This window comes from Streptomyces sp. NPDC031497 (assembly GCF_055580905.1).
Genome location: NZ_JBVIKO010000042.1, coordinates 39,391 through 55,228 on the forward strand (window position 1 = coordinate 39,391; position 15,838 = coordinate 55,228).

Below are 15,838 nucleotides of genomic sequence, written 5' to 3' on the forward strand. Positions count from 1 at the left end.
TCGGGTGGACGGGTGGGAAAAGATCAGACCAGGTTCACCGAACGAGCCGAGGTGGCCCCGATCTCCGCCTCGACCTCGGCCAGCACACCGGAGGCAACCGTGTCGTCGACGGTCAGCACGGCCAGCGCCTCGCCGCCCGCGATCGACCGGGCGACCTGCATACCGGCGATGTTGATACCCGCCTCGCCGAGGATGCGGCCGACGGTGCCGACGACGCCCGGCCGGTCCTCGTAGCGCAGCACCAGCAGGTGGTCGGCGATCGCGAGGTCGACATCGAAGTCGCCGACCGCGACGATCTTCTGGAGGTTCTTCGGGCCGGCCAGCGTGCCGGAGACCGAGACCTCCTCGCCGCTGCCGAGGGTGCCGCGCACGGTGACGACGTTGCGGTGGTCGGCCGACTCCGAGCTGGTGGTGAGGCGGACCTCGACACCGCGCTCCTGCGCGAACAGCGGGGCGTTGACGTAGGAGACGGTCTCGGCGACGACGTCCTCGAAGACACCCTTGAGCGCGGAGAGCTCCAGCACCTTCACGTCGTGCTGGGTGATCTCGCCGTAGACCTCGACGTCGAGGCGGACCGCGACCTCACCGGCGAGCGCGGTGAAGATACGGCCGAGGCGCTCGGCCAGCGGCAGGCCCGGCTTGACGTCCTCGGCGATGACGCCGCCCTGGACGTTCACCGCGTCCGGGACCAGCTCGCCCGCGAGGGCGAGGCGGACGGACCTGGCGACCGCGATGCCCGCCTTCTCCTGGGCCTCGTCGGTGGAGGCACCGAGGTGCGGGGTGCAGACGACCTGGTCCAGCTCGAAGAGCGGGGAGTCGGTGCACGGCTCCTTGCTGTAGACGTCGAGGCCGGCACCGGCGACCCGGCCCTCCTTGAGCGCCGCGTACAGCGCCTCCTCGTCGACGATGCCACCGCGCGCGGCATTGACGATCCGCACCGACGGCTTGACCTTGCGCAGCGCCTCGTCGCCGATCAGACCGACCGTCTCGGGGGTCTTCGGCAGGTGCACGGTGATGAAGTCGGAGACTTCGAGCAGCTCGTCCAGCGACAGCACCTTGACGCCCATCTGCGCGGCCCGGGCAGGCTGGACGTAGGGGTCGTACGCCACGACCTTCATGCCGAAGGCGGACATCCGCTGCGCGACCAGGGCGCCGATGCGGCCGAGTCCGACGACACCGAGGGTCTTCTCGGCGAGCTCGACACCGGTGTACTTGCTGCGCTTCCACTCGCCGTTCTTCAGCGCCGAGTTGGCCTGCGGGATGTTGCGGGCGGTGGCCAGCAGCAGACCGCAGGCCAGTTCGGCGGCGGTCACGATGTTGGAGGTGGGGGCGTTGACGACCATCACGCCGGCCTTGGTGGCGGCGGAGACGTCGACGTTGTCCAGGCCGACGCCGGCTCGTGCGACGACCTTCAGCTTCTTGGCCGCGGCGATGGCCTCGCCGTCGACCTTGGTGGCGGAGCGGATCAGGATCGCGTCCACGTCGGCGATGGCCGGGAGCAGCTCGGCTCGGTCTGCTCCGTTGGCGTGCCGGATCTCGAAGTCCGGGCCCAGCGCGTCGACGGTGGCGGGCGACAGCTCTTCAGCGATGAGTACGACAGGTTTCGAGCTCACGTGAGTCCTCACAAGTCCAATGCGGACGGCCGTCCCGACGGCCGCTGGCGGTGGAGGTTGGCTAGCCGCGTGGAGACGCACGACGCTGTGGGCCTGACGCGTATGTAGTACGGCAGTCTAGTGGCGTGGTGGTGGTCGTCCTGCGCCTCTGCGGAAGGATCACCCGTCCGAGATTCGACGGGGCGGACAACGGGGCCGGGGCGGCTCGCCCCGGCCCTGTCACCTGGGGCTCACGCGTCTTCGTTGACCCAGGACATCAGCTTGCGCAGCTGCTTGCCGGTGGTCTCCAGCAGGTGCTCGGAGTCCTGCTTCTTGTACTCGTTGTACTTCTTCAGACCGCCGTGGTACTCGTCCATCCAGTTGTTGGCGAAGGTGCCGTCCTGGATCTCGGCGAGGATCTGCTTCATCTCGGCCTTGGTGGCGTCGGTGATGATCCGCGGGCCGGTGACGTAGTCGCCCCACTCGGCGGTCTCGGAGACCGACCAGCGCATCTTCTCCAGGCCGCCCTCGTACATGAGGTCCACGATCAGCTTCAGCTCGTGCAGGCACTCGAAGTAGGCGATCTCCGGCTGGTAGCCGGCCTCGACCAGGGTCTCGAAACCGGCCTTGACCAGGGCTGCCGTACCACCGCACAGGACGGCCTGCTCACCGAACAGGTCGGTCTCGGTCTCCTCGGTGAAGGTCGTCTTGATGACGCCGGCACGGGTGCCGCCGATGCCCTTCGCGTACGACAGGGCCAGCGCGAAGCCGTTGCCGGTGGCGTCCTGCTCGACGGCCACGATGCAGGGGACGCCGCGGCCCTCCTCGTACTGACGGCGCACCAGGTGGCCCGGGCCCTTCGGGGCGACCATGCAGACGTCGACGCCGGCCGGGGGCTTGATGAAGCCGAAGCGGATGTTCAGGCCGTGGCCGAAGAACAGGGCGTCGCCGTCGTTCAGGTTCGGGGCGATGTGCTCCTCGTAGACCTGGGCCTGGATCGGGTCCGGAACGAGGATCATGATGACGTCGGCCTCGGCGGCGGCCTCGGCCGGGGTCACCACGCGCAGGCCCTGCTCCTCGGCCTTCGCCTTGGACTTGGAGCCCTCGTGCAGACCGACACGCACGTCGACACCGGAGTCACGCAGCGACAGGGCGTGGGCGTGGCCCTGGCTGCCGTAGCCGATGACCGCGACCTTGCGGCCCTGGATGATGGACAGGTCGGCGTCAGCGTCGTAGAACAGCTCGGCCACTTTGGGTTCTCTCCTTGGTGTGCGGATGGTGCGTCCCACCGTATGACGGCGGGCGGAAGGGAAGTCTCGGGGTCTCGGCATACGGGCGGCCGACAGCCGTCGGCCGCCCGTTTCCAGCCTTACGCAGATCGGTCGAGTGCGCGCAGCGACCGGTCGGTGATCGAGCGGGCGCCGCGGCCGATCGCGATCGTGCCGGACTGCACCAGCTCCTTGATGCCGAACGGCTCCAGCATCTTGAGCATGGCGGTCAGCTTCTCGCTGCTGCCGGTGGCCTCGACGGTGACGGCCTCCGGGGAGACGTCGACGGTCTTGGCGCGGAACAGCTGGACGATCTCGACGATCTGGGAGCGCGTCTCGTTGTCGGCGCGCACCTTCACCAGAACGAGTTCCCGCTGAACGGCCGAACCCGGCTCCAGCTCGACGATCTTGAGCACCTCGACGAGCTTGTTGAGCTGCTTGGTGACCTGCTCCAGCGGCAGGGCTTCGACACTCACCACGATCGTGATGCGGGAGATGTCGGGGTGCTCGGTGACGCCGACGGCCAGCGAGTCGATGTTGAAGCCCCGCCGGGAGAACAGCGCGGCGATCCGGGCCAGGATGCCCGGCTTGTTCTCCACCAGAACGGAGAGCGTGTGCTTGGACATGGTCTTTTACGTCTCTCTCGCTCAGTCGTCTTCGTTGTCGCCGAAGTCGGGGCGGACGTCCCGGGCGGCCATGATCTCGTCGTTTGAGGTGCCGGCGGCGACCATCGGCCACACCATCGCGTCCTCGTGGACGATGAAGTCGACGACGACCGGGCGGTCATTCACGGAGTTGGCCTCCTCGATGACCTTGTCGAGGTCGTCCGGGGACTCGCAGCGGATCGCGTAGCAGCCCATGGCCTCCGACAGCTTGACGAAGTCGGGGACGCGGGTGCCGCGGGCGTCCGGGTTGACGTCGTCGGGCCCGGAGTGCAGGACCGTGTTGGAGTACCGCTGGTTGTAGAAGAGGGTCTGCCACTGGCGGACCATCCCGAGGGCGCCGTTGTTGATGATGGCGACCTTGATCGGGATGTTGTTCAGGGCGCAGGTGGTCAGTTCCTGGTTGGTCATCTGGAAGCAGCCGTCGCCGTCGATCGCCCAGACGGTCCGGCCGGGCTGTCCGGCCTTGGCGCCCATGGCGGCCGGGACGGCGTAGCCCATGGTCCCGGCGCCGCCGGAGTTCAGCCAGGTGGCGGGCTTCTCGTACTGCACGTAGTGCGCGGCCCACATCTGGTGCTGGCCGACGCCCGCCGCGAAGATCGTGCCCTCCGGAGCGAGCTGCCCGACGCGCTCGATGACCTGCTGGGGGGAGAGCGAACCGTTGTCGGGCAGGTCGTAGCCCAGCGGGTAGGTCTCGCGCCAGCGGTTGAGGTCCTTCCACCAGGCGGTGTAGTCGCCCTGGTGGCCCTCGCTGTGCTCCTTCTGCACCGCCTGGATCAGGTCGGCGATGACCTCGCGGGCGTCCCCGACGATCGGCACGTCGGCGGCGCGGTTCTTGCCGATCTCCGCGGGGTCGATGTCGGCGTGGACGATCTTGGCGTGCGGGGCGAAGCTGTCCAGCTTGCCGGTGACGCGGTCGTCGAAGCGGGTGCCGAGGGCGACGATCAGGTCGGCCTTCTGCAGCGCGGTGACGGCGGTGACCGCACCGTGCATACCCGGCATTCCCACGTGCAGCGGGTGGCTGTCGGGGAATGCGCCGAGCGCCATCAGGGTGGTGGTGACGGGCGCTCCGGTGAGTTCGGCGAGGACCTTCAGCTCGGCGGTGGCACCGGCCTTGAGGACACCGCCGCCGACGTAGAGGACGGGCCGCTTCGCTGAGGTGATCAGCTTGGCGCCCTCACGGATCTGCTTGGCGTGCGGCTTGGTCACCGGGCGGTAGCCCGGCAGGTCCATGACCGGCGGCCAGGAGAAGGTGGTCTTCGCCTGGAGGGCGTCCTTGGCGATGTCGACCAGCACCGGGCCGGGACGGCCGGTGGAGGCGATGTGGAACGCCTGGGCGATGACCCGGGGGATGTCCTCGGCCTTGGTGACCAGGAAGTTGTGCTTGGTGATCGGCATGGTGATGCCGACGATGTCCGCCTCCTGGAAGGCGTCCGTGCCGATCGAGGAGGACGCGACCTGCCCGGTGATCGCCACGAGCGGCACCGAGTCCATGTGCGCGTCCGCGATCGGCGTCACCAGGTTCGTCGCACCCGGGCCGCTCGTCGCCATGCAGACGCCGACCTTGCCGGTGGCCTGCGCGTAGCCGGTGGCCGCGTGACCGGCGCCCTGCTCGTGCCGGCACAGGACGTGGCGCACCCGGGTGGAGTCCATCAGCGGGTCGTAGGCGGGCAGGATCGCGCCGCCGGGGATGCCGAATACCGTGTCAGCGCCGACCTCCTCGAGGGAGCGGATGAGGGACTTCGCACCCGTGACGTGCTCGACGGGCGCGGACTGCTGTCCTCCGGAACGGGGCCGCGGCTGCGGATGGTGGGCCCCCGGGGCCTGCTCGGTCATCGGCATTCTCTTCTCGATGCTGAGGGTTTTTGCGAGGTTCGTACGGATTTCTGCCGCCGTACGTCTGGTGCTGGTGCAACAAAAAACCCCTCGTGCCAAAAGGCAAGCGAGGGGAGCGCGCCGGTGTGGTCGCTGGGGTTCCGGATCCTTCTCCGGTGGTTCCCAGCTCAGCCGACGCGCTGTCCAAGTACGAGAATTCGGGTGCGCATGGAACTGACCCTCCCTCTGACGCGCACCACGTGTCAAGTGGGTGGGACGGGAGTCTCATTATGTGAGCGAAGGGCACTGCCGCCTCCGAACACGGCGGTCATCCCGCCGGCGACCGCGGGCACACCACCGGTGTACACCCCCGCGCCCCTGTCCATGGCCCGTTCGCCACCGGCGGCGCCCGCGAACGCCGGCTCGGCCGGTCCGTGCGGCACCGGATAGTGACCGGAACCGAGGGCCCGGCGCAGCCGGTACTCGTCCACCGGGCCGGAGAAGGCCATGCCCATCCCGTGCGTGCACCCCATCTCGCGCAGCGCCGTGACCTGCTCGGGCAGGTCCACGCCCTCGGCCACCGACTGGAGCCCGAGATCGCCGGCGATCCGCAGCAGCCCACTGGTGATCTTGTGCAGCCGGGGCGACTCGACGACCCCCTCGACCAGGCTGCGGTCGAGCTTGAGCAGGTCGACGGGGAGCTTCCGCAGGGCCGTGATCGCCGCGTAGCCGCTGCCGAAGCCGTCCAGCGCGATCCGGACACCGTGCCGGCTGAGCGCGGTCAGGCGCCGCTCCAGCTCGTCCAGCGGAACCCTGGGGTCGGTGTCGGACAGCTCCAGGACCAGCGCCCCCGACGGCAGCCCGTGCCGGGTCAGCAGGGCCTCCACGGAGCCGAGCGGCGAGGACCGGTCGAGCAGCCGCCGGGCGGACGTCCGGACGGCGACCGGCACCACGAGCCCGTTGGCGGCCCGCTCGGCGGCCTGTTCGACCGCCTCCTGGAGGATCCAGCGGTCCAGTTCGGAGGTCTTGTCGCTGTCCTCGGCGACCCGCAGGAACTCGGCCGGCGTGAACAGCACCCCCTGCGAGGAGCGCCAGCGCGCCTGTGCGGAGACCGAGTCGATCCGGCCGCTCTCCAGGCACACCACGGGCTGGTGCAGCAGCGCGAACTCGCCGTCGTGCAGTGCGGCCCGCAGCCGGGTGGCCAGCTCCGCCTTGCGTACGACGTCCTGCTGCATCTGCGGCTTGTACAGCTCGACGCGGCCCTTTCCGGCCGACTTGGCGCGGTACATCGCCAGGTCGGCGTTGCGCAGCAGCTCCCCGGCGCCGAGACCTGGTTCGGCGAAGGCGACACCGATGGACGCGTTGACACGGACATCGTTGCCGTCAATGGCGTACGGCTGCGAGAGGGTGGCCCTGAGGCGGTCGGCGAGCTCCAGGATGTGCCGCTCCCGGGCACTGCGGTCACGGGTGCCGTCACCGACGATCAGCGCCGCGAACTCGTCGCCGCCCAGCCGGGAGGCGGTGTCGCCGTGGCGGACCGCGTCCTGGAGTCTGCGCGCGGCCTGGACGAGCAGTTCGTCGCCGGCCTGGTGCCCGATCGTGTCGTTGACGGCCTTGAACCCGTCCAGGTCGATGAAGAGCACGGCCGTGTTCCGCAGGGCGGGGCCCCGGTCGGAGGAACGGCGGCCGGACAGGGCCTGCTGCACCCGCCGGGTGAACAGGGCGCGGTTGGGCAGGTCGGTGAGCGGGTCGTGCTCGGCGTTGTGCTGGAGCTGCGCCTGCAGCCGCACTCGCTCGGTCACGTCCCGGCTGTTGAAGATGAGGCCGCCGTGGTGCCGGTTGACGGTGGACTCGACGTTGAGCCAGCCGCCGTCGCCGGACCGGAAACGGCACTCGATACGGGTGGTGGCCTCCTCCAGGGGGCCGGTGGCGAGGAAGCGGCGCACCTCGTGCACCACGCAGCCCAGGTCCTCCGGGTGGATGAGGTTGCCCAGTTCGGAGCCGACCAGCTCCTCGGCGGGCCGTCCGTAGACCCCGGCGGCGGCCGGGGAGACGTACCGGAGGATGCCGTTGGGTGCGGCGATCATGATGACGTCGCTGGAGCCCTGCACCAGGGAGCGGAAGTGGTTCTCCTGATGCGCCAGTTCCTGGGTGAGGGTGATGTTGTCGAGCAGCATGATGCCCTGGCGCACCACGAGCGCGAGGACCACACAGCCGGCGGTGATCAGGACGACATGGTCCGGGCTGCGGCCGTTCAGCACGTTGTAGAGGATGCCCAGGGTGCACACGGCGGCGGCCAGGTAGGGGGTGAGCGCGGCCAGCGAGCCGGCCAGGGGGCGGCCCGCCGGGTACCGGCCCGGCTCGCCGCCCGGGACGGACGCCTGCCTGGGTACCGTGGCCCGTCCGCCGGGCACGTGCTCGTGGACCACGCGGGTGTGCCCCTCGGGCTCCCCCGTCGGCCGGGGCGCGGCCCAGGGCGCGTACGCCAGCAGCAGCGAGCCGGCGAACCAGCCCGCGTCCAGCAGCTGGCCGGAGCGGTAACTGCTGTGCAGCAGCGGCGAGGTGAACAGGGCGTCGCACATCACGGTCAGGGCGAGCGCGCCGATCGCGGTGTTCACCGCGGTGCGGTTGCCCGGCGAGCGCCGGAAGTGCAGCGCGAGCACCATGCTGACCAGGGCGATGTCCAGCAGCGGGTAGGCCAGCGAGAGCGCGGTGTGCGCGACGCTGGGCCCGTCGAGCCGGGCGGCCTGGGCGAGCGCGAGGCTCCACGACAGGGTGAGCAGCGAGCCGCCGATCAGCCAGGCGTCCAGGCCCAGGCAGATCCACCCGGCCTTGGTCATCGGCCGCTTGGCCAGTACCAGCAGACCGACGATGGCGGGCGGCGCGAAGCACAGGAAGAACAGGTCGGCGTAGCTGGGGCTGGGCACGGGCCGCTGGAGCACGACCTCGTACCACCCCCAGACCGCGTTGCCCAGGGCCGCCATCGCCGAGGAGAGGGCGAACAGCAGCCACGCGGGTCGAAAGCGGACCCGTGGGCAGCGGGCGTAGCAGAAGCACGACACGGCGGCGGTGCCGGCGGCCGCGGTCAGACCGAAGTCGCCCATGAACAGGGCGATTTGGTTCGAGCCCCAGTCGAACGCGGAACCGACGGCGTATCCCGCGCAGAGCAGGGCCAGGACGAGTTGGCGGACCACGCCGGTCCCGCCGCCGGTGGCCGGCGGCCGGGAGTGCGGCGCCCCCGCCGGAGGCTGTGCCCGCAGCGCTCCGGGGAGGGTGGTCGTCACAGGTGTCGACGCTGTCACCGGATGCTCCCGGTCCGCGCCGCTCCCGGATCCCTCGGGTCCCGGTGCGCTGGGTGAGCGTGCCTCCTGCGTGCGCTGTGCCTGCGGTGGTGGTGATGGCTGGTGTGGTGGCCGCGTCTGCGCGCAGCTGTGCGCCAGGGTCGCCGCCGGCGGCTCCGCCGCGTCGGATCGTTCGTCCATAGGCCGTGCATCGCCCGTCGCCCCCCTCACAAATCTGAAATGTCCATCCCCGGCGCCGAACGGTGCGCGGCGCAGCCCCTGTCGGGACGATACACCAGTCTCGTCACTCAGGGACATAGCTTCTCTACGCTCCGTGACGATCAGCGGCTGCGCGCGTACACACCGCGCCCGGAAGGTCGCGGACCGTACCGGAAGCGGATTACACGCGTGTTGCTGCGATTGTCAGTTGTCGGTGGATCCCGTCGTAAGGATCACGTTTCGCAACGGCTCTCGGTTCACGAAGCGGTTCAACTGGTCGGTGACGAGCCGCTTGGCGCGCGGCAGGAAGGCCGAGGTGGGACCGCCGACATGAGGGCTGATCAGCACGCCGGGCGCCTGCCACAAGGGATGTCCGGCCGGCAGCGGCTCAGGATCGGTGACGTCCAGGGCGGCGGTGAGGCGGCCTCTCTCCAACTCGGCGAGGAGCGCCTTGGTGTCCACGACGGGCCCGCGCGCGATGTTCACGAGCAGTGCGCCGTCCTTCATCCGCGCGAGGAACTCCGCGTTGACCAGGCCACGCGTGGTGTCCGTGAGCGGTGTGGCGAGGATGACGACATCGGCTTCCGGAAGCAGTTGCGGCAGTTCGGTGAGCGGATGCACAGGACCGCGCGCCGAAGCGCGCCCGGAGCGCGCGACGCGCGCCACCCGCGCAACCTCGAACGGCACGAGCCGGTCCTCGATGGCCGAACCGATGGCGCCGTAACCGACGATGAGGACGGTCTTGTCGGCGAGGGCGGGGTGGAAGCCGCCCTCCCAGTGCTCCTGCTGCTGGGCCCGCACGAACCCCGGGACACCGCGCAGGGACGCCAGGGTCAGGGTGAGCGCGAGCTCGGCCGTGCTCGCCTCGTGCACCCCGCGCGCGTTGCACAGCGGCACGCCGGGGACGATGAGGGCGCGGGCCGCGATCATGTCGTCGACACCGGCGGTGAGGGTCTGGATGAAGCGCAGGTTGCGCATCTCCGGCAGCGGCCGCGCTCGCACCTCCTGCGGCTTCGTGTAGGGGACGACATACACGGCGCAGTCGGCGGGATCACCGGGAAAGTCCTGGTCCCCGTCCCAGAAGAGATAGTTGAGCCCGTCGGGGAGCCCCTGGAACTCCTTCAGCGGGATGGGGAGCCATGCGTCTTGGGTCATGCCAGGAGGCTATGTCAGGGAGTGCGCGCGCAGAGGTTAGGTTGGGGGCTCTAGAAGGAGGTTCACGAGCTGGTGGAGCGCAGGACGATCGGCGCGGGGGCGCTCGCGGTGGGGGCCGTCGGACTCGGGTGCATGCCGATGAGCTGGGCCTACAGCGGGTCGCGGCAGCGCGGTGACGAGTCGGTGAGGGCGGTGCACCGGGCGCTGGACCTGGGCGTGACGCTGCTGGACACCGCGGACATGTACGGCCCGTTCACCAATGAGCTGCTGCTGGGGCGGGTGCTCAAGGAGCGGCGCGCCGAGGCCTTCGTGTCGACCAAGGTGGGCCTGCTGGTCGGCGACCAGCACATCGTGGCGAACGGCCGGCCCGGTTATGTGAGGCGCGCCTGCGACGCGTCCCTGCGGCGGCTCCAGACCGACGTCATCGACCTCTACCAACTGCACCGCGCCGATCCCGAGGTCCCCGTCGAGGAGACCTGGGGCGCGATGGCAGAGCTGGTGCAGGCGGGGAAGGTGCGCGCGCTGGGGCTGTGCGCCCTGGGGGCGCGCGGGGGGCGCAGGTCCGGCGCGCGGCTGCACGACGCGACCCTGCGCCAGTTGCAGCGGGTGCAGCAGGTGTTTCCGGTGAGCGCGGTGCAGGCGGAGCTGTCGGTGTGGTCGCCGGAGGCGCTGGAGGCGCTGCTGCCGTGGTGCAAGGCGCGGGGCGTGGGTTTCCTGGCGGCGATGCCGCTGGGCAACGGCTTCCTGACCGGGACGCTCACGCCGGGTGAGGGGTTCGAGCCCGACGATCTGCGGGCGCGGCACCCTCGCTTCACCGCGGAGATGATGGCGGCGAACCAGCCGATCGTGGCGGGGCTGCGGAGGGTTGCGGGCCGGCAGGGGGGCGACGGTGTCACCGCGGCTCAGGTGGCGCTGGCGTGGGTGCTGGCGCAGGGGCGGCATGTGGTGCCGGTGCCGGGGGCGAAGCAGGGGCGGTGGGTGGCCGAGAACGCCGGGGCGGTGGATGTTCGGCTGACTGCAGAGGATGTCGCCGAGCTGGGCTCGCTGCCTCCCGCACAGGGATCGTGGGATTAGCAGTCAATTGCCGTGATCTGCCCGTGGTTCGGTGCGGCGGCGTTGTGGCTGGTCGCGCAGTTCCCCGCGCCCCTGATAGGGCGCTGCACTACCGTCGGCAGGGAGGAGCCGGTGGAGTGTGTCGAAGGGATCATGATCGTGCAACGTCGAGGTGTGACCGCCGTGTTCGTTGCTGCCGGGCTCCTGCTGGTGGCGGGGTGTTCCTCCGGCGGCGGGGGTGGGGAACTGCCCGCGCCGTCCTGGGCCCGGGGTACGTCCGCGAGCGCCTCCGCGTCCGCCGGGGCGAGCGAGTCGGCCGCGCCCGCGACGGGGTCGGTGAAGGTGGTGCGCACGGTCGCCGAGGGGCTGAAGTCGCCGTGGGGGCTCGCGCCGCTGCCGGACGGTTCCGGGCTGCTCGTCTCCGACCGTGACGACGGGACGATCAGCAAGGTCGACGAGAAGACCGGGAAGAAGACCGAGCTGGGCACCGTCTCCGGGGTGTCCGCGGCCGGTGAGGGGGGTCTGCTGGGCATCGCCCTCTCCCCCGACTTCGCCTCGGACCACATGATCTACGCGTACTTCACCTCGGCCTCCGACAACCGCGTCGTACGCATGCTCTGGGACGAGGGCAAGCCGGCCGGGGAGCAGCTGGGCGCCCCCGACACGATCTTCAAGGGCATCCCCAAGGGGTTCATCCACAACGGCGGCCGGATCGCCTTCGGCCCCGACGGCATGCTCTACGCCGGCACCGGCGAGAGCGGGCAGCGGGGCCTCGCCCAGGACAAGGACTCCCTCGGCGGCAAGATCCTGCGGCTCACCCCGGAGGGCGAACCGGCCCCCGGCAACCCCTTCCCCGACTCTCCCGTCTACACCTATGGCCACCGCAATGTGCAGGGCCTGGCCTGGGACGACGACCAACGGCTGTTCGCCTCGGAGTTCGGCCAGGACACCTGGGACGAGCTGAACGCCATCAAGCCCGGCGGCGACTACGGCTGGCCGAACGCGGAGGGCCGGTCCTCCGACGCCAAGTACGTGAACCCGATCGCCCAGTGGCACACCGACGACGCCTCCCCGAGCGGCATCGCCTATGTCGACGGCGTGATCTGGATGGCCGGGCTCAAGGGTCAGCGGCTGTGGCGCATCCCGCTGAAGGGCACCGTCGCGGGCGCCGAACCCCAGTCCTTCCTCAAGGGCGAGTACGGCCGGCTGCGCACGGTCGTCGCGGCGGGCGGCGACAAGGTGTGGCTGGTGACCAGCAACACCGACGGGCGCGGCAAGCCGAAGCCGGGCGACGACCGGATCCTGGAGCTTCAGGTGCGCTGACCGGCGGTGGCACCGCGGTCCGTGCGGTCCGTGCGGTCGGTCCGGTCCGTGCGGTCGGTGCGGTCGGGCGGGAACAGCTCCAGGCGGTGGGCCACCGCCGCCGCCTCTCCCCGCCCCGAGACGCCGAGCTTGCCCAGGATGTTGGAGACGTGGACGCTGGCGGTCTTCGGGGAGATGAAGAGCTCCTCGGCTATCTGGCGGTTGGTACGGCCCGCCGAGACCAGCCGCAGGACGTCCCGCTCCCGGCTGGTGAGGCCGAGGCTCTCGGCGGGGTCCAGGGCCCGGCGTGGACTGCCGGTGGTGAGGCTGAGCCGGGCGCGCTGGGCGAGCAGGGCGACGGCGTCGGCGAGCGGGCGGGCGCCCAGGTGGCCGGCGACCGCCCCGGCCAGCCGGAGCAGTTCGGTCGCGCGGTCGCGCTCGTCTTCGCCGGACGCCTCCTCGAGCAGGACCTGGGCGAGGCGGCGGCGGACCCGGGCGAGGTCGTAGGGGCGGTCCAGGCGCTCGAAGTCGGTGACCACGTCCGACCAGAGCGCGGCGGTGTCGGTGCCCCGGGCACGGTGCAGTTCGGCCCGGGTCCAGCGTTCGTACGCCAGCCAGAGGGGCGCACCGGTGGTGAGTTTGCGGACGGCCTCGGTGAGCCGGTCGAGGAACTCGGCCCGGCCGTCGGCGCCCGCGGGCAGGGCGCGTGCGTCGGCCTCGGCAGCGGCGGCGGCCAGCAGCAGGGGCCAGCCGTAGCGCTGGGTGCCCGGCGGGAAGCCGCGCCCCAGGGCGCGGTCCAGCTCGGCGCGGGCGTCGAGGAACCGGCCCTCCTCGGCGGCGACGCCGATCGCGATCCGGGCGACGGGAAGCAGCGCCTGGGGCATCGGGTCGTGGGTGCCGTAGTGCTCGTGGGCGATGGCGAGTTGGCGGGCGGCCTCGGCGGCGTCTCCACGGGCGAGGGCGATTTTGGCGAGACGCAGAGCGCCGGCGCCCCGGGGCTTGGCGCTGGCGGCCGAGCCGAGGGCGCCCGCCGCGGCTTCGGCGGCCTCGTCCCACTGGCCGAGCGCGTACAGCGAGTCGGAGAGGTTGCCCCAGATCCACACCTCGGAGTCCAGCAGGCCGTGCCTGCGGGCGAAGACGAGGCCCTCCTGCAGGATGGGCACCGCCTCCGCGCTGCGGCCGACCGAGTCCAGCTCGGAGGGCAGGTTCACGTAGGCGCGGCCCGCGACCCCGGCCGCGCCCTCCCGAAGGGCGGCCTCCTTGACCCGGCGCAGTTCCGCCATCCCGTTCTCGACATCGCCCGCGTCGACCATGAGACAGCCCACGGTGATGCGGGCGTTCAGCTCGATCTCCCGGGCGCCCACCATCCGCGCGTACTCCACGGCCCGTTCGGCGGCGGCGAAGGCCTCGGGGCCGGGTTCGTGGAGCATGGACCAGTTGGCGACGTTGGCCAGCACATCGGCGTGCACCTCCGAGGGCGGCAGGCCGCGCACCAGCTCCTGGGCATTGCCGAGTTCCTGCCAGCCGTCGCCCCGGGCCAGATCCTGGACCAGGCGGGAACGCTGCACCCAGAACCAGGCCGCGCGCAGGGGATCCCCCTCGTCCTCGACCATCCGCAGCGCCCTCTTGGTGATCTTCAGGGCGCGTTCGCGCTCCCCGCAGAAGCGGCCCGCGACCGCCGCCTCCGCCATCAGGTCGAGATAGCGCAGCGGTGTGGTGGCCGGATCGCAGCCGCAAGGAGGGTAGACGTCGGTGTAGTCGACGGGGCGCAGGGCGGCGCGGATCTCCTCGGGAGCGGGGTCCCACAGCTCCATCGCCCGCTCCAGGAGCCGCAGTTGCTCGCTGTAGGCGTGCCGGCGGCGGGCCACGACGGAGGCGTGGAGGACCGCGGGCAGCGCCTTGGCCGGGTCGTGGGCCTGGTACCAGTAGCTGGCCAGGCGGGTCACGCGCGCGTCGGCCGGCACCAGCCCGGGGTCCGACTCCAGGGCCTCGGCGTAGCGCCGGTTGAGCCGGGAGCGTTCGCCGGGGAGCAGGTCGTCGGCGACGGCCTCGCGGACCAGGGAGTGCCGGAAGCGGTAGCCGTCGCCGGCGGGCGTGACGGTGAGGATGTTGGCGCCGACGGCGGCCCGCAGCGCCTCGATCAGGTCGTCCTCGGCGAGCTGGGCGACGGCGGCGAGGAGCCGGTACTCGACGGTGGAGCCGCCCTCGGCGACGATCCGGGCGACCCGTTGGGCGCTCTCGGACAGCGCCTCCACCCGCACCAGCAGCAGATCGCGCAGTGAGTCGGTGAGCCCGGTACAGCAGCCCTCGGCCCCGGCGACGGCGAGTTCCTCTACGAAGAAGGCGTTGCCGTCGGAGCGCTCGAAGATCTCGTCGACCTGGGCGGGGTCGGGTTCGGCGGCGAGGATGCCGGCGATCTGGCGGCCGACCTCCTCCCGGTTGAAACGGGCGAGTTCGATACGCCGGACGGTACGCAGCCGGTCGAGTTCGGCGAGGAGCGGGCGCATCGGGTGGCGGCGGTGGATGTCGTCGGTGCGGTAGGTGGCGAGGACGACGAGCCGGCCGGTGCGCAGGGTGCGCAGCAGATAGGAGAGGAGGTGGCGGGTGGAGGCGTCGGCCCAGTGCAGGTCCTCTAGGGCGACGACCACCGTGCGGTCGGCGGCGACCCGTTCCAGCAGCCGTGCGGTCAGCTCGAAGAGGCGGGCCATGCCCTGCTCGTCGTGACGACCGGAGGAGGCCTCGCCGAACTCCGGCAGCAGCCGGGCCAGCTCGTCCTCCTGCCCTGCGGCGGCCGCGGCCAGTTCGTCGGGCAGCGCGGCCCGCAGCGCGCGCAGCGCGGTGGAGAAGGGGGCGAACGGCAGCCCGTCGGCGCCGATCTCCACGCAGCCGCCGAGCGCGACGACCGCACCCCGGCGGCAGGCGGCCGCGGCGAACTCCTCGACCAGCCGGGTCTTGCCGACCCCGGCCTCACCGCCGAGCAGCAGCGCCTGCGGCTCGGCGGCCTCGGCACGGGCCAGCGCGTCGTTCAACGTCCCCAACTCGTCGCTGCGGCCTACGAACACGGGACTCACGGACCTGGTTTCCACAGGCCAGAGCATCGCATGCGGCTCGGAGCGGACGGCAGCGGTTTTCCACACCCCCGGTGCGCTTGTCATACGACCCCAAGACGCGCCACCCAGCGGCGAACGCCCCACGGGCACACCACCCGACGGCATCCCACCCCCCGGCTCACGCCCCGACGGCCCGCCCTCCCCCGGCACACGCCCCGACAGCGTCCCGCCCACCGGCAGACGCCCCGAAGCCGTGCGAGCCGACGGCAGTCCCGCAAACCGGTGGCCGACCCCCGTACGGCCACCGGTCTCCGGGTCCCCGGCCGGCCCCCGGGTCGAGTCCCCGGGCGGGTCCCCAGCCGAGGCCGCCGTCGGGTCCCCGACCACACCCCCGGTCGAGCCCCCGGTCGGGTCCCCGGACAAGCCCGCAGTCGGGTCCCC

General features: G+C 71.4%; 9 protein-coding genes. 2 read left to right on the forward strand and 7 right to left on the reverse strand.

The genetic code is table 11. From position 1 onward, the window contains the following. Positions 1-23 precede the first annotated feature (23 nt). From serA to ACZ5K7_RS45810, 6 genes are all read right to left on the reverse strand, one after another. A complete protein-coding gene (gene serA / locus ACZ5K7_RS45785; protein ID WP_351711024.1) occupies positions 24-1,613 on the reverse strand; it encodes a phosphoglycerate dehydrogenase in 1,590 nt (529 codons plus the stop codon). Positions 1,614-1,843: 230 nt separating this feature from the next. Beyond that, complete coding sequence (gene ilvC, locus ACZ5K7_RS45790) at positions 1,844-2,842, reverse strand: ketol-acid reductoisomerase (RefSeq protein WP_351711022.1); 999 nt, start codon at positions 2,840-2,842, stop codon at positions 1,844-1,846. 119 nt (positions 2,843-2,961) lie between these two features. After that, positions 2,962-3,486, reverse strand: coding sequence for an acetolactate synthase small subunit (gene ilvN / locus ACZ5K7_RS45795; protein WP_123973946.1), 525 nt, complete (start codon positions 3,484-3,486; stop codon positions 2,962-2,964). Between the two features lie 21 nt (positions 3,487-3,507). Then, complete coding sequence (locus ACZ5K7_RS45800) at positions 3,508-5,358, reverse strand: acetolactate synthase large subunit (protein WP_351711020.1); 1,851 nt, start codon at positions 5,356-5,358, stop codon at positions 3,508-3,510. Between the two features lie 242 nt (positions 5,359-5,600). After that, positions 5,601-8,819 carry a putative bifunctional diguanylate cyclase/phosphodiesterase gene (locus ACZ5K7_RS45805; protein ID WP_468924067.1) on the reverse strand — a complete coding sequence of 1,073 codons (3,219 nt, stop codon included), beginning with the start codon at positions 8,817-8,819 and terminating at the stop codon, positions 5,601-5,603. A 222-nt stretch (positions 8,820-9,041) separates the two neighbouring features. Beyond that, on the reverse strand, positions 9,042-9,992 hold the full coding sequence (locus ACZ5K7_RS45810; RefSeq protein ID WP_468924070.1) for a 2-hydroxyacid dehydrogenase: 951 nt from the start codon (positions 9,990-9,992) through the stop codon (positions 9,042-9,044). A gap of 72 nt (positions 9,993-10,064) precedes the next feature. Between ACZ5K7_RS45810 and ACZ5K7_RS45815 the strand changes: the two genes are divergently transcribed. Together ACZ5K7_RS45815 and ACZ5K7_RS45820 are read left to right on the forward strand one after the other, a co-directional pair. Next, entirely contained in the window at positions 10,065-11,066 is a 1,002-nt protein-coding gene (locus ACZ5K7_RS45815) for an aldo/keto reductase (protein ID WP_468924073.1), read from the forward strand. Between the two features lie 132 nt (positions 11,067-11,198). Beyond that, positions 11,199-12,368, forward strand: a complete 1,170-nt coding sequence (locus ACZ5K7_RS45820) for a PQQ-dependent sugar dehydrogenase (RefSeq protein ID WP_468924076.1) — start codon at positions 11,199-11,201, stop codon at positions 12,366-12,368. On the opposite strand, the gene ACZ5K7_RS45825 is transcribed toward ACZ5K7_RS45820, so the two are convergent. Further along, entirely contained in the window at positions 12,356-15,445 is a 3,090-nt protein-coding gene (locus tag ACZ5K7_RS45825; RefSeq protein ID WP_468924079.1) for a helix-turn-helix transcriptional regulator, read from the reverse strand. The two genes, ACZ5K7_RS45820 and ACZ5K7_RS45825, sit on opposite strands and share 13 nt — an antisense overlap. Positions 15,446-15,838 lie beyond the last annotated feature (393 nt).